The following is a 24,029-nucleotide window of genomic DNA, read 5'->3' as shown; positions in this document are numbered from 1 at the left end:
CAAAATCCGAGCGTTCCTGCCGGCGTCATCGGGAACACTGAAATACCATGCTGATCAATGATATATCGACATGGTGGTGGCATCAGATAAGAAGTTTATTGCCAGAATGGTGCCGTCGCCGGCTCGGGACGAAGTTGGCGGCGATCTCAGCCGAGCTCGATGACAATGTGTTGCATCTGTCCTATCGCAAACAAAATCATACTACCAAACTCTTCTCCTACGATCTGACGGAATCCGCCGACAGTGAACAATTCGCGCGGTGCCGGCAAGCCATCCTGCCTTTCCTGAAACGCCTGCGATTTCAGTCGATATCATTAATTATTCGGCACGAAGCGGTTCTGGAACGGGACGTCACCTTGCCGCTTGCGACGGAACGGCATCTCGATACAGTCATAGATTATGAGATGGACCGCCTGACACCTTTTCCAGCCGATGCTGTCGCAAAGGGGCACGAGATCCTGCGGCGGCATCCGGAAACGCAACTGCTCGATATCCGTCTTTGGGTTGTCCCAAAAATATTGATTGCACGTGCCGTCGATATTATGGCGCAACTCGGCGTTCGGCCTTACCTGCTCTTGGCGACAGATTGCTCCATGGCGATTCCCCTCGCAAATCGGACGCTCGCGACGGGCGGTATGCGTCGCATACGCCTTGCGGTCGTCATCGCTTCTGCGTTGTGTGTCGCGGCGAGCATTTCCTATGGGTTTTGGGCGCAATCCGTGGAGCAGCATCGCCTTGCTGCGACCATCGAGACCCTGCGACCGGCTGCCATGCATGCGCGCACTTTACAGCAGGCAATCAACGAGCAGGTCCTCGGCGGAGGCCTGGTAGCACGGGAGCGTAGACGCCTTGGCGATCCTCTTGCCGTGCTGGCGGCAGCAACGCGCATCCTGCCTGATGACAGTTATCTGACCGACTTCATCATGCGACAAGGAGAGGTCATCATGACGGGACGCTCCCCTGCCGCGACGGCGTTAATCCATGCCCTCAGCCAAGATTCCGTGTTCAGGAACCCGGTTTTTATCGCTCCCGTCACGCGCGTGGACGGCCAGAACGTTAGCGTATTCTCGCTACGCGCAACGGTGGGCCGCTGATCGTGATACATTCGGCTCGCTGGCTCTCGCTACGGGAAAACTTCATACGGTCGTTGCCAGAAGGGCGCCTTGGGCAAGTTGCCGCCCTGGGTCTTCTGGCCCTGATCCTGGCTCTGTTATGGTCACTCGTTTTTGGCCCATTATTATCGACCTACGCACAACGCACGGATGCCCTGACTTTACAACGTCAGTTGGCCGAACACATGGCCGCGCTTGTGCACGCCGTGCCCCGCCTTGAACAAGAGAAAGCCGCGTTGCCTGTCAAAACAGATTTCCTGGTGGCGGGAAACACTGTCGCCATCGCGAGCGCCAACCTTGAGGACAACCTGCAGAAGGCTGCGGCGAGCGTGCACGCCACGATCGTCAGCGTTGAAAACACCCCGATATCTACAAGCGGTCCGTCAAGCAGGATCGGCGTCCATATCGTATTGGATGCGACTTTCGACAGCCTTGTGCGTCTTGTCGCTTTGCTTGAGCAATCATCGCCGGTTGTCGCCATGGACGATATCCATATCGGTGTTTCAGATGACAGCGATAATCCGACCTCGGCAATGCGCATCGACATGACCGTCTATGCATTTCGTCACGATGGCCCTGATTTCCCGATTATCAGGGAAAAAACGGAACCATGAAAATATCAATTCGCCTGAAACGCAGCATGATATTGCTCACAATACTAATGGCGACATTTCTGGCGTTTCGGAATTTCTACCCCATGTCCGCGGATCGCGCGCTGCCGCCATCCGATCCAAGCCGCAGCGTGTTAAAACCTGTTCGTCATCACGATATCGCAACATATGATTCCGGGCTCGAGGATGCCACGCAAATCGCAGCTTGGGAGGACGTCGTTCTGACACGCCCCCTTTTCAACCCCACAAGGCGTCCGGATGCAGCGCCCGGCGCCACAACACCGACACTGCGTCTGACGGGCATCGTCTTATCCAATGGGCAAAAAAAGGCAATCTTCATGTCGCAGGAAGGCGGACAAGGCGTCGTGGTCGAAATCGGCAGCACAATCGGCGAATGGCGCATCGTGGCTATCGAGCAAAACACCGTCAAGATAAGCGGAACTGGCGGCGAAAGGTTAATGAAACCCGACCGTATCCGCGCGTCGGAGAACCCCATGCCCAAAGACAACAGTGAGTCGGATCAGGACAACACCGTCCTGTCCACTGCGCCATCAACAAGTCGCCCGCAATGACACGATCGTTCCGCCTGCAGGAATCAGCAAAACGACATTGCCGCCTTTTGTTATGCCTCGGCATGGCATCGTGCCTATTGGCGAGCGGTTGCGACACCTTGAAAACACCTTCCGTCAAGCCATTGCCGGGTCCTATACCTCTGCCGTCGGCGGAATCCAGCCTGAGCGATAGCATTGTGGGTTCAGGCGCAACGCCGGATAATGTGCAATACAGCTATGGCCAAGCGGTAGCACCGCGTTACCGTACATCGGCGCGTCATGAAGATGTTGCCGGCAACATCTCCCTGAACTTTGCGGATACGGATATTCGAGACGCCGTTTCACAAGTTCTGGGGGATATTCTGCATGTCAATTATTCGATTGATCCGGCCGTAAAAGGACGTGTGACCCTGCATACGGCATCGCCGTTGACGGAATCGCAACTGTTCCCAGCCCTTCAGATTCTGCTTGAGCAGGTTCACGCCACGATCACCCGCATCGGAACGCTTTATCGCATCGTGCCGGCCCAAGGAGATGCCGGAGGTGGCGCATCGGGATCGCTGGCGGATGGATCGTATCTCGGTGGTTCGATTATGGTGCCATTGCGCTATGCCGATGCCACAAGCATTTCAAAGATGTTGCAACCATTCCTTCAATCCGGCGCACGTGCTGTTCCCGTTGCCAGCGCCAATACGATGCTGGTAAGCGTCGATCCGACCGCACGCAATACAGTCGTAGCGCTGATCCGGTCATTCGACGTCGATTGGCTTAGCGGACAGTCCTATGCCTTGTTGCCGGTGGAATCCGGCAATGCGAGGGATGTCGCCACGACATTGCAGTCAGCCCTTCACGGCGCAAGTCCATCCCTGACGCAAGCAATCCAGGTCCTGCCGATGACGCGGGTCAATGCCGTGTTGGTCGTTGCGCCGTCAGCACGCTACATCGATGATGCTCGTCGTCTTTTTGCATTGATTATGCGTAATCGAAGAGCGAACATGCGCTCGTGGCACGTCTTTTATGTACAAAATTCAAATGTGAACGATATTGCTTATACGCTTCAGCAGGCTTTTACACCTGAGAACGTTACGGCTATGCCGCCTGAGGCTCAAAATAGCGCGGGTCAGACATCGCAAGGCTTCAACAGTGGGGGTATGGCGGGAGGGTTTTCAAACGGCTTGGGGGGCGCTGTTGGCAATAACCTATCGGGCGGCAACAGCAGCAATTTCCTGGGAATGAACGGCGCTTCTTCACCATTACTCGGCGGCGCGCCGTCAACTGCCGGCGGCGCAACCGCTGCGAATGCCGCGACCGCGAACCCTTTACTGGGCGGTCTGGATAGCACGGCCAATGGCGCTTCGGGGCATGCCAATGAAATGCGTATCATCTCGAACGGTCAACATGACGCTGTTTTGGTGTATGCGACGGAACAGGAGAGCGACAACGTCGCGCAGATGCTGCGAAAAATCGATATCATGCCTTTGCAGGTTCGTATCGACGCAGTCATCGCCGAAGTTCAGCTGAACGATGCGCTCCAATATGGAACACAGTTCTTTTTCAAATCTGGCGGTATCAACGGCGTTTTAAGCAATAACAATCAACAGATTACAGTTGGCACGCTCGCGACGTCAGCCTTTAGTCACACATTGCCAGGGTTTATCATCGGGGGTGCCAGTGGCGGCGGCGCGCCATTTGCAATCGACGCGCTGCAGAGCGTGACAACGGTACATGTCCTATCCTCGCCACAGTTGATGGTCCTGGATAACAGACCAGCACGTTTGCAAGTAGGCCAACTCGTGCCGGTTCAAACGGGGTCGCAATCCAGCACCATCGGAACGTCTATTTACAACCAGTTCAATTACCAGCCAACGGGCGTAATCATGCAGGTCACGCCGCGAGTCAACGATAATGGATTGGTGACGCTCGATATTGAACAGGAGGTCAGTTCAGTCAATCCGACATCAACCAGCACTATTAACCCAACATTTGACGATCGTTCCGTCACGTCACGTGTGGTCGTACAGGATGGGCAGACCGTCGGGCTGGCCGGTTTGATTACGGATTCATCGAGCCGCGGCAATAGTGGTATTCCGTGGCTGAAAAATATACCAATCCTTGGAATTCTTGCAGGCAACCAGACCAACAACCACCAAAGAACCGAATTGCTGATTCTGATCACGCCACACGTGATTCACGATCAACATGATGCTGTGTCTCTAATGGAGGATTTGCGGGAAACGCACCCAAATGCCGCAAATGTTCCGGATGAACTTCATAACATGCGCGAAAGCGGCAGCCCGGACCCACAGCGTCTTATTCGTGAAAAGGTGGGGCTGGGTCCGTGAAATCGCAGGGTGACGTAAAGACTGATCAGGGTTTTGCGTTGCTGATCGTCCTGTGGACCCTGATTCTTATATCGTTCGTACTATCGGTCCTCATTGCGTCAGCAGATCAACAGGTTCGTGTTGCCGATATGGCTCTAAGGGCCGCTCAGATGCAGGCACGGGCTGACGGCGCGATCTGGGAGGGGATATTTCACGCATCCGTAAGTGGGCCGGAACGTTGGTCATACGGAAAGGATTATTCGCGACAATTACAGGGCATGTCGGAAAACATCACTATCACTTCCGAAGCGGGCTTGATTAATCCAAACACGGCGTCGCGTGCCCTTCTTGAAGAAGTGCTTCGATTATGTGGTGCGAGATCGGAACAAGCCCACGCGCTTGCCGAAGAAATCGTCATATGGCGAGGGGGAAATCGATCAATCCCGCCTGATGAAATAAAGAGGCACTACCTTGCTGCAGGTTTGGATTACGCGCCACCACAGGAGCCGTTTCATAGCGTCGATGAACTAGGCCTTATCGTCAATATGCCACCTGTGCTTTTAAAGGCCATTGCTCCGCATTTATCTGTTACACAAATGGATGATCCGGACTTTGCGCAGGCCGATCCACTCGTCAAGTCGGCGTTGAAGATAACGGCGCCCCGCCAGATCGTGCATCCAGAAATACATGGTTCTGATAAATCCAGGACTGTCATTATCGATGTATCATTACAAAGCAAACAGGGCTTTCGCACATATCGCCATGCCACCGTTTTGATCGAACCTGCTGGGCAGCAGTAACTATGGATAATTCACCATCGAGAGTCTTCTTTGCTGGAGACGCATAATGCCTTTATCGCCAGCATAACCGATTCCTTCGCGCATGACGGCTCCAGGAACGGCACAATCTTCCAGCTCACAAGTTTCCGATGGCACAGAAGGCTATCGAGCAGGCATGATGTTCCGCCCGCCATACAGCCCGAACATCAATTTCATCGACATGGTCTCTTCGAAACGAAAGACCGCGCTGCTTGCAAGATTCGAGCGAAATATCACTGCCTTGTAGAGCGCCATGGACGCCACACTCTTCGTCTTCACGTCCAGCGAATGCGCCTGCTTCCGCCATCGCCGTCAAATATAAAGCTCGATCAAGGCGGAACTACACAGGGACAGTTGATAGTGTGAGATAACTGAGGATGCAGAAAGACCTGCTATGCCTATCAACAGCTTATTCCACGACCTTCTTCCTTCGCAGACAGGCGAGGTGGCTGAGATTTGCGTCCCATTGGCGCGGCAATAAATGCATCACGTCCAATGCTTGGGTTCGGCAAGCCCCCTCGATTGCAGAAGAATGCCGATGACCAATACGCAACGCCCGAGACCGGATCCGCGTTGACGACCAATAACAGGGCTGGAGATTGGTCTGATGTGGATGCGCTTCCTGGGTTATGGCCTGATTCTTGGCTGCTGGCTCGCCGTTGGTGGAACGACGTTCAGCTGGCAGCAATCAGCGCAATATGCACCATTCAGCCTGTTTTTCGTCTGGCTGGGACTGTGGATTGCCGTTGCATCCTGGCTTATGTGGGAAATGCTGCCTAGCAACATAGACGCATGATAAAACAGGAAAGCGATCCTAGACCGGGCGATTCTGATTGAGCCGTGAGACCAGAAGCTGGTTGACGCGGAAGCCTTCGACATCCACCACCTCGAAGCGGTAACCCGCGGCGTCCACTTTATCGGCCTTTCGGGCCATGCGGCGCAGACGGTGCATGACGAACCCCCCGATTGTGTCGAACTGGTCTCGCTCGGCGATATGGTCGATTTGCAATTCACGAAAAACATCGCCGATGGGCGCTGCACCATCGATGAGCCACGAATTTTCATCGCGGCGGACAATCGCCTGCTCTTCGAAGGGATTGGCCAGGCCATCCATCAGCGCGCCCATGATATCCTTGAAAGTAATCAGACCGACCACCAGTCCATATTCATTGACGATCAAGGCAAATCCGGCGCTATGCGTATCGAATTGCGCCAGCGTGTCCCACAGATTGAGCGTTTCGGGCAACGACAGGACATCCCGGCGCCGACGGAATAGCGGATTCCCGCTCGCACCCTGACTGTCCCCATCGCTCGCATTGCCAACCACCGCGACAAGAACGTCTTCTGCCCGTATGGAACCGATAACATGGTCCAGACCGCCATCGCATAAGGGGTATCGCGAATAAGGTCGCACCTCCACCTTGTCGCGCTGCGTTTCCGGACTTTCCTGAATATCGAGAAAAACGATCTCATCACGGGGCGTCATTGCCGATGTCACGGAACGGTCCTGAAGACCCAATACGTTCTGGATGACGTGATGCTCCTGCTCCAGCAACACGCCTGAGGCCGTACCAGCCGCCAGAATCGCTGCGAGGTCCTCAGGCGTTACCGGCTCCACGGCGGACGCCGCAGGAATATGCATGATTTTCAGGAGCCAGTCCGATATTTTGGAGAAAACCCAGACCGCAGGAAAAAGCACCTTCAGCGCCAGCTCCGGAAACCAACCGACAAGTATTGCTACCCTGTCCGGCGCATTGAGCGCTATGCGCTTGGGGAGCAGGTCCGCGAAAAGTACGAAAAGGCCGGTCACAAGAATGAAGGACACGACCGCCGCCACATGCGCCGCCGTTGAAAGCGGCAATCCCGCTTCGCGCAGGGCGAGCGTGAAAGCTGGCGTCAGGAGTTCACTGCTGATGATGCCGCCTGCCACGCCGACAGCATTCAGACATATTTGAAGAACGGTGATCACCTGCCCGCTGTTGCGCCGCAACTTCAGGAACGCCGCGGCCCGGCTGTCGCCAGCCTCGGCGCGCGCACGGAGCCGCGTGTCCCGCGCAGCCGCAAAGGAGATTTCCGACAACGAGATCAGAATGGAGACGACAATCGCCGCTACCATGGCGAATGCGCCGATGAGGAGAAGAATCACGGCCCGGAATACCGTTGTAAAATCAATGATGTCATCATTCGCTATACTAGCGGAAAAGCAGGCATGGACACCAGCCGATCCAGGGCGGCGCGAGTTGAATTCATCGCTTTGTCCATCGGACAATCACGCCGCCTGCGTCACGGCGTGGTGATTGATTGACTCAATGGCAGCGAGGCGGAATGATTATCGGAACGCCGGTTAAGCACAGGACCACATGCAGGAACCCGAGAATCCGCCCATTTCAGTGGGCAAGGACACGACCGGCGATAGGATTATCGATGATGACATCGATACCAAACGCCGGGATGTCCTGACGAAACTGACTTTCGGCGCTGGTTGCGCCGGCGTCTGCGCGTTGGCCTATCCCTTTCTCGACAGCCTCAACGGCACGCGCGCCAGCGCATTCGACGAGAGCGACGTCGTGGACGTCGACATTTCCATGCTCCGTCCCGGCCAGCAGAAAGTCGTGCAGTGGCGTAACTGGCCTGTGTTCGTCCAGCGCCGAACCCCTGAGGCGCTCGCGTCGCTCCAGGCCCCGGGTGCCGATCGGGACCTGCGCGATCCGGCTTCCCGAGTATTGCAGCAACCGCGCGATGCGACCAACTGGCACCGGTCGGTCGTTCCGGAAATCGGCGTCTATATCGGCATCTGCACGCATCTCGGTTGCGTGCCGAACTACAATGCGCCCTCGGCGACCGATCTTGCGGGCGGTTATGTCTGTCCATGCCATGGCTCGCACTTCGATATCGCGGGACGTGCGTTTTCCGATGCCCCAGCGCCTTACAACCTCCCTGTCCCTCCGGTGACAATGCTCTCCGCCAATACGTTGCGCATCGGCCTGAGCAAGGGAGACCCGACTTTCGATATCAACGACATCCAGCAGATCTGATCGATGTCCAATCGTTCCCAGACTGGCTGGCTGGCCTCCCGCTTCCCGATCGCCGCTTCCTTCCGGCGTCAATACCTGGATTTCGCGATGCCGCGAAATCTCAATTACCTATGGAATTTCGGTGCTTTCCTGACGATTGCGTTGGTTTTCCTGGTTGTGAGCGGCATCTTTCTTGCCATCAACTACACGCCTACGATTACATCGGCTTTTAGTAGCGTCGAAAAGATCGACCGCGCGATTGCATCGGGGTGGTTTATCCGTTCCCTGCACATAGGCGGCGTCTCCATGCTGTTTGCCGCTCTCTATATCCATATTGCACGCAGCCTTTATTACGGGTCTTACAAGGCACCTCGCGAACTGGTCTGGATCACCGGGTTATGTCTGCTGATCCTCGTGATGCTGGCAGCATTCGCCGGCTATATCCTGCCTTGGGGACAGATGTCATTCTGGGGCGCAACCGTTGTCATCAATGCGCTGAAAGCCCTTCCCCTCGTAGGAACGCCTTTGTCCAATTGGCTGCTTGGGGATAGCAGCCTGGGCGACGTTGCCCTTCACCGGTTTTTCATTCTTCACTTCGTTACGGCATTTGCCATTATCGGCATCGTTACCCTGCACGTGGCAACACTGCATGTTGTCGGCCCCAACAATCCCGCCGGTATCGAGCCGCGTCGCCCGGAAGCCACCCTGCCCTTTCATCCCTATTATACGACGAAAGACGGGCTCGGCCTGTGTCTGTTTCTCATGATTTACGCCGGGTTGATCTTCTTCCTGCCCGATATATTGACGCTTGCGAGCAACTACGTCGAGGCCAACCCCCTCGTGACACCGCGAGACATCATGCCGGAGTGGTATTTCTCGCCATTTTACGCCATTTTGCGGGCAGTCCCTTCGAAGCTGGGCGGTCTGCTTCTCGCCTCGGGCAGCGTGCTTTTGCTATTCTTCACGCCCTGGCTCGATCGATCGCCGATCCGCTCGGCGCGTCATCGGCCCCGGATGCGGTGGGCGCTGCGTGGTGCCTTTCTTGCCTTCATTCTTTTGGGTCTCGCCGGATCGCGCCCTTTAACCGAGGGCTGGCTGTGGATCAGCCGCGCGGCAACCATTTATTGGTATGCCTATTTTCTGCTCGTTCTCCCCTTACTGCCCAGGATCGAAAACCCGAACGCGATGTCCAGTATTCAGGACACCCATTGTTTATGAAGACCATTGTTTCTGCCCTTTTTCTGGCGGCCTCGCTTGGCGCGGCACATGCCGATACGGCTGCACAACGGGGATTCATCGTTTATCGTCAGGTTTGCGGAACCTGCCATAGCCTGAAGCAGGTTCGATATGCGGATCTGGCAGATCTCGGCTTGCCTGTCGGTGACATCAAGGCCTATGCCGCCCAGCATCAGGTTCCTGACGGTGTGGATGAGGATGGCGACCCCAAAACGCGTCCCGCGACACCGGAGGACACGATCGACTCACCTTATCCCAACGATGCAATGGCGCGCCTGGCCAATCATGGCGATATACCGCCCGATTTCTCCCGACGTGCACTTACCCAACGCGGCGGCTCAGCGTGGATTGCGCATATGTTGCAGTCTTATGCATCGGTGCCACCCGACCTGAAACTTCCGGCTGGTTCATTCTACAACACGGCGATGTCGCACAAGCATATCGGCATGCCATCACCATGGCACCCAGGGCAGGTCACCTACCGTGACGGCACGCCGGCAAGCGTGCCACGGATGGCACAGGATATTGCCGCCTTTCTGGACTGGATTGCCCGGCCGCATCTCGCGACACGGCATCGTGTCGGTGTGGCAGTGCTCGTCTACCTCGCGATCATGACGGGGCTGATGTTCGCATTGAAAACGCGCGTATGGCGACGTCGCAAGTTCTGAGTAGTCACATCAGGGGATGGCGTGCGCCGATTCCAGTGCGTGTCGTTCCGCCAAAATGTCCTTGTTTTTCTTATGCGTCGCACGAAGTTCACGAATATCATCCGCCGTGAAATCCGGCGCGGGCTTCGTATCGCCCAAGGCGCTGACATATGTCAGGACGGCGGCGATCTGATCGTCGGACAAGGAATTGAAGGACGGCATAAGGCCAGCATAATTATTTCCCGCCGCCTCAATCGAGCCATGCAAGCCATTCAGCAGAACATGCGCAAGATATGTCCTGCCATCGGCGCTGCCGGCAATCTTGTCCACACGCCCCTTCAATTGCGGATATTGGCCCGGAGACCCACTTGCATCATTCTGGTGGCATGCACTGCAATTACCATCATAGACGCTGCGACCGTCAGTCGCCGCAAAAGCGGATGAGATGCCCGTGGCCATCGCCACGAGAATAAAAAAGCGTGTCATGACAATAATACGGTTCCAGTTGTGCGGATGTTCAGCCGGAAAACTGCTCGGCAATGATGCGTTCGGACAACCCATGATCGGGATCGAACAACAGTGTCGTGCGAAGTGACTTGTCTTCCTTCACGGACACGCTCGTCACATGGCGGACTTCCGTGAAATCCGCGACCGCTGCCGCCGGGCGCTTCTCGCTTTCCAGCAAAGTGAAATGAACCGCGGCATTGGACGGTAGCAAGGCGCCTCTCCACCGACGGGGACGAAACGCCGATATCGGCGTTAACGGAAGGATATTGGCCGTCAGCGGCACGATCGGCCCATGCGCCGACAGGTTATAGGCCGTCGAACCGGCGGGCGTCGCGACAATCACGCCATCACAGATGAGTTCCTGCAAGCGAACACGTCCATCGACCTCAATGCGGATCTTCGCGGCCTGACGCGTTTGCCGAAAGAGAAAGACATCGTTGAACGCCAAGGCCTCATGCACGCCGCCCGCGTGATCGTGCGCTACCATGCGTAACGGGTGCAACTGTGTTTCCTGTGCCCGCGACAATCGCTCCGGCAGGTCCATCTCGGAGACCGGGTTCATCAGAAACCCGACCGAGCCGCAGTTCAATCCGTAAGCAGGGATATCGAGGTCCAGAACGCGATGCATCGATTCAAGCAGGAAACCGTCGCCGCCGAGGCACACCGCCACATGAGCTTCATGAAGCGGGACGTTGCCGTAATGCCGGATCAGGTTGTCCCGGCATGCTCTTGCGACGTCGGTCGACGCTGCAAGGAACGCAATTTTCGCCCAGTCGCGCGGCCGACCGTCCGCCCAGCGACTCACGACCGTGCCTCAAGGTGACGTCGCATCTCGTCATGCATGTCCGCCGCACTCCCGTTTCATGCGGCGTGACCGTATCCGCATCTGACAGGCAGGCGCAACTCGCCTGTTTGTCCGTCCGGGATCAGCGGCTCGCCTCGATCACCGCCGTGCCACCCATGTAGGAGAGCAGCGCGGGCGGCACGATAATCGTCCCGGCTTCGGTCTGATAGTTTTCCAGCACCGCGATCAGCGTGCGACCGACGGCAAGACCCGAACCGTTCAGCGTATGAACGAACACAGGGCCATCCTCCGTGCGGAAGCGCGCGTTCATGCGACGCGCCTGAAAATCACGCGTGTTGGAACATGACGATATCTCGCGCCATGCCTGCTGACCGGGCAGCCAGGCTTCAAGGTCGTATGTTTTGGCCGCGCCGAACCCGGTATCTCCGGCACAAAGCAGTTGCCGTCGATAAGGGATGTCAAGGCGTTCCAGAACCGTCTCCGCGCATCGGGTCATGCGCTCATGCTCCGCATCGCTCTCTTCGGGCCTGGTGACCGAGACGAGTTCGACCTTGGAGAACTGATGCTGTCGCAACATCCCGCGCACGTCCCGGCCCGCCGAACCGGCTTCCGACCGGAAACAGGCAGACAGGGCCGTCATGCGGATCGGCAAAGTCCGCACATCGAGGATCTCACCGGCAACGCTCGCCGTCAGCGGCACTTCGGCCGTCGGAATCAGCCAGCGTCCGTCCTCGGTCCGAAAGGAATCCTCCGCGAACTTGGGCAGCTTGTCCGTTCCGTACATCGCCGTATCGTTGACCAGAAGCGGAACACTCGTCTCACTGTAGCCGAATTCGGTCGTATGAATGTCGAGCATGAACTGCCCGAGCGCACGTTCCAGCCGCGCCAGCGCGCCCCGCAGGACCGTGAAACGTGCGCCCGACAATTTCGATGCCGTGGGGAAGTCCATCAGACCAAGCGCTTCGCCCAACTCGAAATGCTGCCTTGCCGCAAACGGGAACTCCTTCGGTGCACCGAATGTCCTGACTGTGACATTCTGCTCCTCGTCCGAACCGTCCGGAACTGTCTCGTCGAGACGGTTCGGCAGACCGGCCAGCGTATCGGCGATCTCGCGTTCAATCGCACCGGCTTGCGTTTCCAGCCGCGCGATATCGTCGCGAAGCTCTACCGCTTCCGTTTCAAGGCTACCGGTATCGAGGCCCTGGCGTTTTCCCTGACCGATCTCCCTGGCCAGCACCTTCCGCCTTGCCTGATGCTCCTGAAGCGCCTGCAGGGCTGCGCGCCGCGCTTCGTCACGCGAGACGACCGCGTGTGCCACGGGCGACAGGCCGCGGCGCCTCAGTGCCGCGTCAAAGCTGTCCGGGTCGGCGCGTAGGGCGCGCAAATCATGCATCGGAAAAATCCTGGGTCAGTAATTGTCGATCGTTATTCATCGTCGGAAACGGCGCGGGGCTCCACAAGCTTGGCCGTGACAATCGAAATCTCATATAAACCGATGAGCGGCACCGCGAGTCCCACCTGCGTGATGACATCCGGTGGCGCAAGAACGGCAGCCACCACGAAGGCACCTACATAAGCATAGCGCCTGAAATATCGAAGCTGCGCCGACGATACGATCCCGACCCGCGCCAGCAGCGTCAGCACGACCGGCAACTCGAATGCGATGCCGAATGCAAAGATGAGCTTCATGACAAGTGCCAGATATTCCGACACTTTCGCTTGCAACTCGATATGCAGGCCGTTCGCGCCTGTCGGTCCCGTCTGGAAAGACAGGAAAAAGCGCCACGCCATCGGGAAGATGAAGTAGTAGGCGAGCGCTGCACCGAGCACGAACAGAACCGGGGTTGCAATCAGGAAGGGTGCGAAAGCGCGCTTCTCGCTGCGATACAGGCCGGGCGCTATGAAAATCCACGCCTGGATCGCGATCATCGGGAACGATAGAAAAGCCGCACCAAAGAACGCCACGCGCACATAGGTGAAGAACGCTTCGTAAAGCGCCGTGTAGATCAGATGCGGCTGCTCCCCCTGTTGACGCATGATCGCGCCGAGAGGCTCCGCCAGAAACAGATAAATCCGACCGGCGAAATGGTAACAGACCAGAAAGGCGACAGCGAATGTCGCGATGGACCAGATCAGGCGCCTGCGTAGCTCGACCAGATGATCGAGCAGCGGCATCGGCTGATCGTCGATGGCGTTATCGTCCAGCGTATTGTTTCCCGGCATGAATTTCTTGTTCGGCTGTGTCCGCTTCGGCAGTGGGCACTTCGACAGAGGGCGCTTCGCTTGTCACGCCCAGCGCCACACGTCGACGCCCGTGCCCCACCATCGGCGGCGGCACGATATGGGGCGGATACCACCGCGCCCTTTCCCGTGCCAGTCGGCGCCCCGCAGCGGGTGGCAGTATGCGCGGCCCGGTGAGGTCCGGTATGTCGTTCCGAGGGGCGGCGACCGCGTTTGGCGTTTCTGTCGGCGACATGGGTGGCGCCGAAAGCGATGGCGGCCTGGGCGTCATCTCAAAGCTGTCCCGGATGGCATGGTCGCCGTCCACGGCTTTCGCCACGCGATCGCGCAGGTTCAGTCGCTTCAGATCCCGGAAATGCTCCCGCGCCTCGCCCAGATCGGCCTCGCGCACCATGTCATCGACATGTCCCTGAAACTCCGAGGCCATCTTTCGGATGGTCTTGATTCCCTTGCTCAGGCTGCGCAGGGCGATCGGAAGATCCTTTGGTCCGATGAAGACCAGCGCCACGATGACGATCAAGGCGATCTCGGACCAACTGAAATCGAACATGAACCCAATCTTTACGCGGCGGCGGAAGCTGGCAGGACTATCACGACGCGTCCCCTTCGGAAACACCCTCTTCGGCGGTGCCGGTCAAAGCCAGAGCACCGGGATCCACAAGAAGTTCTTCCCGGCGAGGCAGCGCCTGAAGGTCGCGCAGCCCGAAAGCGCTCAGGAACCCCGATGACGTGCCCCACAAGACGGGCCGGCCGGGCATCTCCTTGCGCCCCTTCGGCACGATGAGACCGTCGCCTACCAGCGCGTCGAGTACGCCCTGGCTCAGCGCCACGCCCCGAATCCCTTCGATATCGGCGCGCGTGCAGGGTTGATGATAGGCGATGACGGCCAAGGCCTCCATCGCAGCCCGGCTGAGGCGCCGGGGCCTTTCGATGACCGTCGTCAATGCCGGGGCCAGTTCCGACCGGGTGCGGAACTGCCAGGCATTCGCCACCTCGGCAAGAACCATGGGACGACCGATATAGCGCTCCCCCACCGCATCCAGCACGCTCGGCAGGATCGACGGATCGCCTCCCTGGCTTTCGATCAGCTTCCGCAGCGCGCTCTCGCCGACAGGTTCCGCACTGGCGAAAATCAGGGCTTCGACAAGGTCGGTCAGATCGGTCACGCGTCCTCCGGGACGAACGGGTTTATATCCGGACGGCGCAGCATGATATCGGCAAATGTCTCCTGCTGATGCAGTTCAAGTTCCCCATTCTTGGCCATCTCGAGACTTGCGACCAGAGCACCCGCCATCGCGGCGCGGCGCGCAGGCGGTGTTGCTTCCGTCTCGGGCACGAGCGTCGTCAGGCTGTGCCACCCCACAATCTCACTGGTATTGAGCAACCGGCGGAGCGCGGCTGCCGCATCGGTGACGGTCCAGTATCGGATACGCGGCGGCGTATATTGCCGTTTGCGGCCACGCCGTCGCATGATCCCGAGATACGCCCCGATCAACGAAGAGACATCGACGCGCAACCCACTGCGGTCGATCTCCGTCAAATCCTCCGCAATGCCCCGCCCACGAACGTCGTCTCCCAGACGCGGCTGGTCGCCCAGCCAGCGGGCGGCGGCACGCATGCGGTCGAGTTCGGCCAGCCGTGCGTGCAAGAGTTCGGTCGCGTCCTCAGCTTCCGTGTCTGGCGGATTCTCGGGTGGCAACAGCAGGCGTGACTTAAGCCAGGCCAGCCACGCCGCCATGACGAGCCAATCTGCCGCCAGTTCAAGCTTCACGCTTCGCGCGCGTTCGACCACCGCCAGATATTGCTCGACCAGCCGAAGGATCGAGATTCGCGCCAGGTCGACCTTCTGCGCGCGTGCCAGTTCGAGCAGGAGGTCGAGCGGACCCTCAAAGCCGTCCAGACTGAGATGCGGCGCCGCTGGCACGACCGGCGTCATCGCGATGGGTCTTATCTCCTGCACGGCAAACGGACGATCAGAACTGCGCTGGCGTGCACGCGATGGTGCGGGCATGCGCCTTGATGCAGAACGCACGCGCCGCCTGCGCCGTCGGAAAGGCACCAATGCGCAGACGATAATAATTATGGCCGTTCTGCTGGGTATGCTCGATCAGGGGGGCACGATCGCTGAACAGATCGGGCGCCTGTCGGCTCAGCAGATCCCATTCCCGATGAGCTTCCGCATCGCTGTCCAGGGCTGCCAGTTGCACGGCGAAGTGTCCTTCCGGCGTTGCTGCCACTGGTGCTTTTGCCGCCTTGTCCGGTAATGGCTTGGTCGCTTCCGGCGTCGGTTTGCTGACAGAAGGCTGATCGTGTGCAGCCGGCGCTACGGGTTTGGCAGGGGCCGGAGATGTCATCGCGTCATTACCCGCTTCCGAAGCCGGTGCGGGCGTGTCGTTCGACTCGTTGGCCCTTGGTGCCGGTTTCTGAAGGGCTGGCGTTTCCGGCGCGGATGTGGGCGCGGAGCTTGGCTGACCATACTGTTTCGCCAGCGCCTCCGGCTGCGGCTGCTCGGGACCGGGTGCGAGATGCGCTTCGCCCTGCCCTGTCGTATCCGTGTCGGCACTGTCGCCGCTCATGATCTGCATGCCACCCGGATCGGCCGGGCGATCACGCACCGGACCCGGTGGCGGTCCAAGGATCGGGATGCCACTCTGATGACCACCCAGCAGCGACCACCCGCCGATCCCCAGCGCCAGCACGCCGCCGACGCCAAGCGCCCCATAGACAAGCCGCCGCGTCAGCTCATCGGAGCCCAGCAACCCCGCGAGACCGCCTGCTTTCGGACGGCGGCGCGGCGGCGCCGGATCGTCGTCATAATCGGCGCTCATGCGCTCGCGGCCGCGTGTCGGCTGTCGTTCGCCCTGAGTGCCGGAGTCATCATATCGCGCGGATTCGCGGCGCGGCAGCTCATCGTCGCGCGACCGTCCCTCACGGGCAGGTCGGTCGCGACTGGCGCGCCAGTCCTGACTATCGCTCATCGTAGTTCCTCAAGCGGCTCAACCCCCAGTATGGCGAGCGCGCAGCGCAACACCTGTGCGACACTGGCCACCAATGCCAATTTGGCCAGACTTCCGGCAGCATCGTTCTCGTGGAGAAAACGCAACGTCGTGTCCTCGCGTCCCTTATTCCACAGGGCATGGAAGTCGGCCGCCAGTTCGCCGCAGAAATACGCGATGCGGTGTGGCTCCCGAGCCTGCGCCGCGCCCTCGACAACACGCGGGAATGTCGAAATCCGGCGCAGCAGGGCCAGTTCGACATCGGAATCAAGCCGCGCAAGATCGGCGCCAAGTAAAGCGGACGGCTCAATGCTTGCCGCGCCGAACATCTCCTGCGCCGCACGCAAAACCGAGCAGCAGCGGGCATGCGCGTACTGGACATAGAACACGGGATTATCGCGGGTCTGCGCGACAACGGCATCCAGGTCGAATTCCATCTGCGCATCAGCCTTGCGCGTCAGCATCGTGAAGCGGACCGCACCGCGCCCGACCTCCTCGATAAGGTCGCGCATCGTCACGAAAGTGCCGGCGCGCTTGGACATGCGCACGGGCTCCCCGCCTTTGACGATGCGCACGATCTGACACATCACGACCTCGAACCCGGTCCTGCCGTCGGTCAGCGCGCTGACGGCGGCACGCATGCGGGAGACATAACCACCGTGATCCGCGCCGAGCACATCGATCAGGACATCCGCTTCGCGCGCTTTCTGGGCGTGATAGCCGATATCGTTGGCGAAGTAGGTATTGCTTCCGTCGGATTTCCGCAGTGCCCGGTCGACGTCGTCGCCAAACTCGGTCGAGCGGAACAGTGTCTGCGGACGTGGCTCCCAGTCTTCCGGCGTCTTGCCCTTCGGCGGTTCCAGCACGCCTTCGTAGAGCAGACCCTTGTCTTTCAACGCCTCGATCGCTGCGTCGACCTTTCCGCTTTCGAGAACCGCGGCCTCACTCGAAAACACCTCGTGCTCAATGCCCAGCAATGCCAGATCCTCACGGATCTCCGCCATCATCCGCTTCAACGTCTCGTTCTTGACCAGGTCGAACCAGATGGCCGTGTCGGCCGGGCAACCCTCTTCAGCGAGTGCCCCGCCATGCGTTTCGGCAAGGGACTGTCCGATCGGGATCAGATAGTCCCCGCCATATTGCAGTCCCGTCGGCGTCAGGGCTGCAAAGGCATCTTCGTCCAGCGACGTACCGATGGCCTGTAGATAGCGCCAGTAGACCGCCCATGTCAGGGCAGTCACCTGCGCGCCGGCATCGTTGATGTAGTATTCCTTGGTGACCCGATGGCCGGTCTTGATGAGCAGATTCGCCAGCGCGTCCCCCACGACGGCACCGCGACAGTGGCCGACATGCATCGGCCCGGTCGGGTTGGCGGAAACATACTCGACATTGACCCGAAGGTCCGCGCCCCAGCGCGAATCACCGAAGCGTTCCCCGCTTTCCAGAACCGTGCGTGCGACCGACTGGAGCACCTGCGGTTCCAGCGTCAGATTGACGAACCCCGGTCCCGCGGGCTCGGCCTTTACGACGCCCGGCAGAGACAAAAGCCGCGCCGCCAGATCCTTCGCGATGTCGATCGGCTTCCGTCTGGCCGGTTTCGCCGCCAGCAGCGCAGCATTGGTCGCCATGTCGCCATGTGCCGCATCGCGGGCGGGCGTCACCTCCACACGATCGGCGACTTCGTCCGGCAGTCCGGGCACCACGTCGCGCAATGCATCGCGCACCTGCGCCTGGTAGCGCGCGAACAGGCAATCGGTGGTCGGGGTGTTCTCGGACATGGACGTGTTGGTTCCTGGCATGATGATCGACGCCTTATCAGCCCAGCGCAGAGAGTTCCGTCAACCGTCGATGTTCCTCCATCGCAAAACGGTCCGTCATTCCGGCAATATAATCGGCAACAATCCGACGACGTGTGACTTCATCGCACGACATGGCGCGGACCCGCCAGCCATCCGGCAACAGGGCAGGCTCATTCGCCAGCACATCGAAAATCTCGACGGTGGCCAGACGCGCCTTGCGGGTCATGCGCTGAACCCGCCAGTGGCGATACATCTTAGCGTAAAGAAATTCGCGGATCGCCGCATTCGCGCTTCGCATGGCCAGACTGAACGAGACGACGGGATATGGCGCATTCCGGACGTCATCGGCGCTGCGCGGCTTGAGTGCCTCGAGATTACGACGCGTCTGATCCGTGAGGTCGGAGGCCAGCGCATTGATGACCTGCCGGACGGTTTCATGCCGGATGCGGCGCTCACGGTCGAACTTTTCCGTTGCCTTCGCGCCGGCGCGCGCGCGCTTCAGCGCATCACCGACAAGCGGAAGGCTTTCGATATCCTCCATATGCAGCAGGCCAGCCCGCAGTCCGTCGTCAAGATCGTGACCATGATAGGCGATATCATCCGACAGGGCCGCTACCTGGGCTTCCGCCGAAGCAAAGCTGTGCAGCGCCAGATGGTGTTTCTCATCGTATTCCGCGAGATAGGGCGACGGCTCCTTCACCGGACCGTTATGCTTCGCGAGCCCTTCCAGCGTCTCCCAGGTCAGGTTGAGCCCGTCGAAATCGTTGTAGCGCCCTTCCAGCAGCGTCACGAGCCGGATCGACTGGGTATTGTGATCGAAACCGCCCCAGCCTTCCATCGTCTGCTTCAGGGCGTCCTCACCCGCATGGCCGAAAGGTGTGTGGCCAAGATCGTGTGCCAGCGCCAGGGCCTCGGTCAGGTCCTCGTCCAGACGGAGTTGACGCGCAATCGAGCGCGCGATCTGCGCGACCTCCAGCGAATGTGTCAGGCGTGTGCGAAAAAAGTCGCCCTCATGATTGATAAACACCTGCGTCTTGTATTGCAGGGTTCTGAAGCCTGCGGAGTGCAACACGCGGTCGCGGTCGCGCTGCCAGGGTGAGCGAGTCGGCGCTTCGGGCTCCGCATAGAGACGGCCCCGCCCCTGTTCCTTGCGCACCGCATAGGGCGCTACATCCTGACCGATCATTTACCCGCGGTTCCCTTTGAGAGTGTCGAGCGACATATTATATGGAGAGTATGAGCCAGACCATGCCCCCTGCCCCAAACGGTTTTTCCCTGTCGCCCAGCGCTGCGGCACGAATCGTGGAAATCATCTCCCAGCAATCGCCGACGGAGGGCCTGGCGCTACGCGTCGCCGTTCTGGCGGGCGGATGCAACGGCTTTCAATATCAGTTCAAACTCGACCGGGAGCGTAGCGACGATGATATCATCGTCCGCCGGGACGGTGCGGAAGTGTGGGTCGATCCAGTAAGCCTCGATCTCCTTCAGGGCGCGGAACTCGAGTTTGTCGACAAGCTGATGGGCGCGCATTTCACCGTTACCAACCCGAATGCCTCCTCGTCCTGCGGTTGCGGCACCAGCTTCTCACTGGCCTGAGGCATGTCACTGAAAATCGCAAGCTGGAACGTCAATTCGGTTCGCCAGCGAGAGGGGCTGGTCGTCGACTGGCTCGATCGTCATCAGCCCGACATCCTCTGTCTCCAGGAGATCAAGTGCGAGGAGCATCTGTTTCCTGCCCGCTTCGCCGAAGTCGGCTATCACGCGGTCGCGGTGGGGCAGAAGTCCTATAACGGTGTTGCCATTCTCTCCCGACAACCACTGACCGTGACAAACCGCCGTCTACCGGGTTTTGCGCATGAAGCGGCGCGTTACGTGGAGATCGACTGGAATGGCATCATTGTCGGCAATCTCTATCTTCCCAATGGCAATTCGGGGAGCGCCGCAGGTTTCCAGACGAAGCTGGATTTCTTCGAAGCGCTCTATGGTCGCGCGCGCGCATTGCTGGAAGCCGAGCGGGACGTTGTTTTAACAGGCGACTTCAACGTATGTCCGACCGATGAGGATTTCAGGCCCGGTGCCCTCTCCGCATCGGACGCGCTGATACACCCTGCCAGTCGAGCAGCGTGGCGTCGTCTTTGCTGGCTTGGTCTGACGGATGCACAGCGTGCGGTGCAACCTCAGGGTCGTGCTTTCACTTTCTGGGACTATCAGGCTGGCGCATGGGATAGGGACAGCGGCCTCAGAATCGATCATGCGCTCCTGTCGCCGCGTCTGGCCGAACGACTGGAATCGGTGAGGCCGGATCGCGATGAACGCGCCCGGCCTCAGCCATCCGATCATGTGCCGCTGGTCACCACGATCGCCGGATGATGTTTTATCGATAACGGCCGATAGCACGCCAGTGTCCAGGCACCCAGACATATCCCCGATATCGCCAGTCCCAGTGTCCACGAATCCAGACCATCGCACGCCGTGGCGGTGGCACCATCTCATACCGCATCGGCGGTGGTGGCGGTCGTGGAACGATGACGGCACCGGGGGGCGGGCCGTAAACCACCTGTGCCTGCGCATGATGTGAGGCCATCGGCAGACTGACCAAGGCAGCAAGAACGCATAATTTCGTAAATTTGCTCATAGTTCTGTTCCCAGGGAGAGCACTGCTTCGTGCTGCTCCTCAGGTCAATCAAACGTATGAGAATGGCCGTGGTGCGGCTGATCGATCTCGAAAAAATGCCCTATGTTACAAATGTTTCCGTGATGAGCATCTTGGCACGGGGAGCAGGATGAATTTCGCAACCGTGCCCCGCATGGCGAAGTCGCCGAAATTCATCCAGAGCCGATCCGACACACCATTTTCGAAATAGCGCGCCGCCATTTCGAAATCAGGCGTCATCACGGCGGGACCTGTGGCAAAGAATGCCACGTGTGTTTGTGCCGCGCCCATAGCCTGAAGACTTCGGGCCGGCGCGTCGGCATTTCGGGAAGACCATCCCTCAAGCGTGACGTAGGTGTCGAACGCATCGTCCGGTGACGTTCCGTCAAAAAGACGCGGTGCGATACTTTCTTTATGGAGCCGGGCTGCATCCACGATCGCCATGGTATGCGCCAGAGGGAAAAGCGTTCCTGCTGGCAGGAGGATAGTCCGCGCCGCCGGTAGTTTATAGCGAACAGCCACGCGACCATCGGCGCGGCGATCAGCTTCTCCCTCGACGCGGCTTTGAACCTGATCGTCAAGCTTCTGGACAGTCTCGAATGCCATATGGCGACCGTCCTTTGTCTCAAGGGTCGCATAATCTGTGACAGTGTTCTGAACGTCACCGCCACGCCTCACGGTTTGCATCTGCAAACGCTGCTGCGTCGTCCATGAATCGCACTGATCGTCGATTCGAAAGCTCATATGCCCCGTGGCATCGACCGTATCGCCGTGCTCGAGTTGCGCCAGCGCCAGATCGTAATCGATGGCATGGGCGGCGATCGACGCCGCATTGGCATCGGTCGGCGCGACACATGCCAGCGTCATCGTCAGTATCGCCGCGCGCACCTGCTTTTAGTCCTTCTGTGTCGTCGCCTTGGGCTTGGGGGGCAGGATCGCCAAAGAAAGCTCCTTCAGTCTTGCCGGTTCGACAGATGCCGGCGCTTCCATCATCAGGTCCTCGCCGCTCTGGTTCAGCGGGAACAGGATGACCTCGCGGATATTCGGCTCGTCAGCCAGCAGCATGACGATGCGATCCACACCCGGTGCCGAACCGCCATGCGGCGGTGCACCGTAGCGGAAAGCGTTCAGCATTCCGCCAAACCGCGCTTCGACTTCCTCCTCGCCGTAGCCTGCGATCTCGAACGCGCGGATCATCACTTCCGGCAGATGGTTACGGATCGCGCCGGAAGAGAGTTCGATGCCATTACAGACGATATCATACTGAAACGCCTTGATGGTAAGCGGGTCCTGCCCGTTGAGTGCCTCCAGACCGCCTTGCGGCATCGAGAACGGATTGTGGGAAAAGTCGATACGACCGGTTTCCTCGTTAATCTCATACATCGGGAAGTCGACAATCCAGCAGAACCGGAATGCGTTCTTCTCAATCAGGTCAAGCTCCTGCGCGATCCGTGTGCGCACGAGGCCCGAGAATTTGGCGACGGCATCGCCCTGCCCCGCCGCGAAGAAGACCGCATCACCCGGATTCAAACCGCACGCGTTGCGGATGGCCTCGACACGCTCAGGCTCCAGATTCTTCGCGATAGGTCCTTTGCCACCGTCAGCCTCGAAGACGATGTAACCAAGACCGCCCGCACCGCTCTCGCGCGCCCAGTTATTCAGCTTGTCGAAGAAGCCGCGCGGACGATCGCCGGCTCCGGGTGCCGGTATGGCCCGGACCTCACCGCCAGAAGCCGCGATTTTCGCAAAGAGACCGAAGCCGGAATCGGCAAACGCTGTCGTCACATCGGTAATCTTGAGCGGATTGCGCAGATCCGGCTTGTCCGAGCCATAGATGCGCATGGCCTCATCATACGGAACGCGCGGAAACGGCGCCGCAGTAACGGCGCGACCATTACCGAATTCCGAGAACAGGCCGCTCAGGACGTCTTCCAGCACCGCGAACACGTCTTCCTGCGTCGCAAATGCCATTTCGAAATCGAGCTGATAGAACTCACCCGGACTGCGATCGGCGCGTGACGCCTCATCGCGGAAACACGGCGCGATCTGGAAATAGCGGTCGAACCCCGCGACCATCGCCAGCTGTTTGAACTGCTGCGGCGCCTGGGGGAGTGCATAAAACTTGCCGGGATGCAGGCGAGCGGGCACGAGGAAATCGCGCGCGCCTTCCGGGGATGAAGCCGTCAGTATCGGGGTCTGGAACTCCGTGAAACCATGCGCGATCATCCGCTGCCGCATGCTGGCGATGACGCTCGAACGCAACATGATGTTGCGATGCATCTTGTCCCGCCGCAAATCCAGATAGCGATATTTAAGGCGGAGATCCTCAGGGTAATTCTCATGTCCAGCGACCTGGAACGGCAGCACGGCAGCGGTCGATTGCACGTCGATCGCCTGCGCGCGCAGTTCGATATCGCCTGTCGGCAGGTACGGATTACGCTGGCCGTCCTCGCGGATGACCACCTCGCCCGTCACTGTAATCACGCTTTCGACCCGCAGCCGGTCGGCGGTTTCCAGGATATCCGTTCCAGCCGGGATGACGATCTGCGTGATGCCGGTCTGGTCGCGCAGGTCGATGAAAAGCAGCCCACCATGATCGCGCTTGCTGTGCACCCAGCCCGACAGACGTACAGTCTGGCCAGCGTCATTCGCGCGCAACGCGCTACAGCTGTGGGTACGATACAAGTGCATGAATCAGTTTCCTGCTCGACAACGATG

At 59.1% G+C, this 24,029-nt stretch carries 25 protein-coding genes; 11 read left to right on the top strand and 14 right to left on the bottom strand.

Features of this window, described 5'->3' with window-relative positions; all coding sequences use genetic code 11:
• Positions 1-47 precede the first annotated feature (47 nt).
• The 6 genes from A0U93_RS01770 to A0U93_RS01745 all read left to right on the top strand — a co-directional run bounded on the left by A0U93_RS01770 (position 48) and on the right by A0U93_RS01745 (position 6,209).
• Positions 48-1,094: a PilN domain-containing protein gene (locus A0U93_RS01770; RefSeq protein ID WP_077805846.1), complete on the top strand. Its 1,047-nt coding sequence runs from the start codon at positions 48-50 to the stop codon at positions 1,092-1,094.
• A 2-nt stretch (positions 1,095-1,096) separates the two neighbouring features.
• The gene (gspM, locus tag A0U93_RS01765) at positions 1,097-1,726 is read left to right on the top strand and encodes a type II secretion system protein GspM (protein ID WP_149026857.1); all 630 of its coding nucleotides are present in this window, start codon (positions 1,097-1,099) and stop codon (positions 1,724-1,726) included.
• 83 nt (positions 1,727-1,809) lie between these two features.
• On the top strand, positions 1,810-2,295 hold the full coding sequence (locus tag A0U93_RS01760; protein WP_147150888.1) for a general secretion pathway protein GspN: 486 nt from the start codon (positions 1,810-1,812) through the stop codon (positions 2,293-2,295).
• Positions 2,292-4,616 (top strand): type II secretion system secretin GspD, encoded by a 2,325-nt coding sequence (gene gspD / locus A0U93_RS01755; RefSeq protein WP_077805843.1) that lies wholly within the window; start codon positions 2,292-2,294, stop codon positions 4,614-4,616. The genes A0U93_RS01760 and gspD overlap by 4 nt, the downstream gene beginning before the upstream one ends.
• Positions 4,613-5,395, top strand: coding sequence for a type II secretion system protein GspK (locus tag A0U93_RS01750; protein ID WP_077805842.1), 783 nt, complete (start codon positions 4,613-4,615; stop codon positions 5,393-5,395). Before gspD ends, A0U93_RS01750 begins: the two co-directional genes overlap by 4 nt.
• 625 nt (positions 5,396-6,020) lie before the next feature.
• Positions 6,021-6,209 (top strand): hypothetical protein, encoded by a 189-nt coding sequence (locus tag A0U93_RS01745; protein ID WP_077805841.1) that lies wholly within the window; start codon positions 6,021-6,023, stop codon positions 6,207-6,209.
• Between the two features lie 18 nt (positions 6,210-6,227).
• Here the strand turns inward: A0U93_RS01745 and A0U93_RS01740 are convergent, their stop codons facing one another.
• Positions 6,228-7,529, bottom strand: a complete 1,302-nt coding sequence (locus tag A0U93_RS01740; protein ID WP_077808247.1) for a hemolysin family protein — start codon at positions 7,527-7,529, stop codon at positions 6,228-6,230.
• Between the two features lie 244 nt (positions 7,530-7,773).
• On the opposite strand from A0U93_RS01740, the gene petA reads away from it, so the two are divergent.
• From petA to A0U93_RS01725, 3 genes are read left to right on the top strand one after another with little or no spacing between them, the layout of a single operon-like run.
• Entirely contained in the window at positions 7,774-8,448 is a 675-nt protein-coding gene (petA, locus tag A0U93_RS01735) for a ubiquinol-cytochrome c reductase iron-sulfur subunit (protein ID WP_077805840.1), read from the top strand.
• 3 nt (positions 8,449-8,451) lie between these two features.
• Positions 8,452-9,645: a cytochrome b gene (locus tag A0U93_RS01730; RefSeq protein WP_077805839.1), complete on the top strand. Its 1,194-nt coding sequence runs from the start codon at positions 8,452-8,454 to the stop codon at positions 9,643-9,645.
• Complete coding sequence (locus A0U93_RS01725; RefSeq protein WP_077805838.1) at positions 9,642-10,331, top strand: cytochrome c1; 690 nt, start codon at positions 9,642-9,644, stop codon at positions 10,329-10,331. Before A0U93_RS01730 ends, A0U93_RS01725 begins: the two co-directional genes overlap by 4 nt.
• Positions 10,332-10,340: 9 nt before the next feature.
• Here the strand turns inward: A0U93_RS01725 and A0U93_RS01720 are convergent, their stop codons facing one another.
• The 10 genes from A0U93_RS01720 to A0U93_RS01675 all read right to left on the bottom strand — a co-directional run bounded on the left by A0U93_RS01720 (position 10,341) and on the right by A0U93_RS01675 (position 19,844).
• A complete protein-coding gene (locus tag A0U93_RS01720) occupies positions 10,341-10,802 on the bottom strand; it encodes a c-type cytochrome (RefSeq protein ID WP_371862849.1) in 462 nt (153 codons plus the stop codon).
• 25 nt (positions 10,803-10,827) lie between these two features.
• Positions 10,828-11,622: an NAD kinase gene (locus A0U93_RS01715; protein WP_077805836.1), complete on the bottom strand. Its 795-nt coding sequence runs from the start codon at positions 11,620-11,622 to the stop codon at positions 10,828-10,830.
• A 121-nt stretch (positions 11,623-11,743) separates the two neighbouring features.
• Complete coding sequence (gene serS, locus A0U93_RS01710) at positions 11,744-13,015, bottom strand: serine--tRNA ligase (protein WP_077805835.1); 1,272 nt, start codon at positions 13,013-13,015, stop codon at positions 11,744-11,746.
• 32 nt (positions 13,016-13,047) lie between these two features.
• Positions 13,048-13,845, bottom strand: coding sequence for a twin-arginine translocase subunit TatC (gene tatC, locus A0U93_RS01705; protein ID WP_077805834.1), 798 nt, complete (start codon positions 13,843-13,845; stop codon positions 13,048-13,050).
• Positions 13,817-14,413 (bottom strand): Sec-independent protein translocase protein TatB, encoded by a 597-nt coding sequence (gene tatB / locus A0U93_RS01700; protein ID WP_077805833.1) that lies wholly within the window; start codon positions 14,411-14,413, stop codon positions 13,817-13,819. The genes tatC and tatB overlap by 29 nt, the downstream gene beginning before the upstream one ends.
• A 40-nt stretch (positions 14,414-14,453) precedes the next feature.
• On the bottom strand, positions 14,454-15,029 hold the full coding sequence (gene scpB, locus A0U93_RS01695; RefSeq protein ID WP_077805832.1) for an SMC-Scp complex subunit ScpB: 576 nt from the start codon (positions 15,027-15,029) through the stop codon (positions 14,454-14,456).
• Entirely contained in the window at positions 15,026-15,799 is a 774-nt protein-coding gene (locus A0U93_RS01690) for a segregation and condensation protein A (protein WP_077805831.1), read from the bottom strand. Before A0U93_RS01690 ends, scpB begins: the two co-directional genes overlap by 4 nt.
• Positions 15,800-15,836: 37 nt before the next feature.
• Positions 15,837-16,841: an SPOR domain-containing protein gene (locus tag A0U93_RS01685; protein WP_077805830.1), complete on the bottom strand. Its 1,005-nt coding sequence runs from the start codon at positions 16,839-16,841 to the stop codon at positions 15,837-15,839.
• On the bottom strand, positions 16,838-18,637 hold the full coding sequence (gene argS, locus A0U93_RS01680) for an arginine--tRNA ligase (RefSeq protein ID WP_077805829.1): 1,800 nt from the start codon (positions 18,635-18,637) through the stop codon (positions 16,838-16,840). The genes A0U93_RS01685 and argS overlap by 4 nt, the downstream gene beginning before the upstream one ends.
• 37 nt (positions 18,638-18,674) lie before the next feature.
• Positions 18,675-19,844 carry a deoxyguanosinetriphosphate triphosphohydrolase gene (locus tag A0U93_RS01675; RefSeq protein ID WP_077805828.1) on the bottom strand — a complete coding sequence of 390 codons (1,170 nt, stop codon included), beginning with the start codon at positions 19,842-19,844 and terminating at the stop codon, positions 18,675-18,677.
• Positions 19,845-19,894: 50 nt separating this feature from the next.
• Between A0U93_RS01675 and A0U93_RS01670 the strand changes: the two genes are divergently transcribed.
• Together A0U93_RS01670 and xth are read left to right on the top strand one after the other, a co-directional pair.
• Complete coding sequence (locus A0U93_RS01670) at positions 19,895-20,254, top strand: HesB/IscA family protein (RefSeq protein WP_147150886.1); 360 nt, start codon at positions 19,895-19,897, stop codon at positions 20,252-20,254.
• Positions 20,255-20,263: 9 nt separating this feature from the next.
• On the top strand, positions 20,264-21,028 hold the full coding sequence (gene xth / locus A0U93_RS01665) for an exodeoxyribonuclease III (RefSeq protein WP_174807250.1): 765 nt from the start codon (positions 20,264-20,266) through the stop codon (positions 21,026-21,028).
• A gap of 4 nt (positions 21,029-21,032) precedes the next feature.
• On the opposite strand, the gene A0U93_RS01660 is transcribed toward xth, so the two are convergent.
• The 3 genes from A0U93_RS01660 to aspS all read right to left on the bottom strand — a co-directional run bounded on the left by A0U93_RS01660 (position 21,033) and on the right by aspS (position 24,002).
• The gene (locus tag A0U93_RS01660) at positions 21,033-21,293 is read right to left on the bottom strand and encodes a YXWGXW repeat-containing protein (protein ID WP_147150884.1); all 261 of its coding nucleotides are present in this window, start codon (positions 21,291-21,293) and stop codon (positions 21,033-21,035) included.
• Positions 21,294-21,398: 105 nt separating this feature from the next.
• Positions 21,399-22,199 (bottom strand): EipB family protein, encoded by an 801-nt coding sequence (locus A0U93_RS01655; protein WP_077805825.1) that lies wholly within the window; start codon positions 22,197-22,199, stop codon positions 21,399-21,401.
• 6 nt (positions 22,200-22,205) lie between these two features.
• Entirely contained in the window at positions 22,206-24,002 is a 1,797-nt protein-coding gene (gene aspS, locus A0U93_RS01650) for an aspartate--tRNA ligase (RefSeq protein ID WP_077805824.1), read from the bottom strand.
• Positions 24,003-24,029: the final 27 nt, after the last annotated feature.

It is taken from the genome of Neoasaia chiangmaiensis (assembly GCF_002005465.1).
Lineage (GTDB): Bacteria > Pseudomonadota > Alphaproteobacteria > Acetobacterales > Acetobacteraceae > Neoasaia > Neoasaia chiangmaiensis.
The sequence above is the reverse complement of the archived record's forward strand: the minus strand, read 5'-3'. Positions and strand labels throughout refer to the sequence as shown.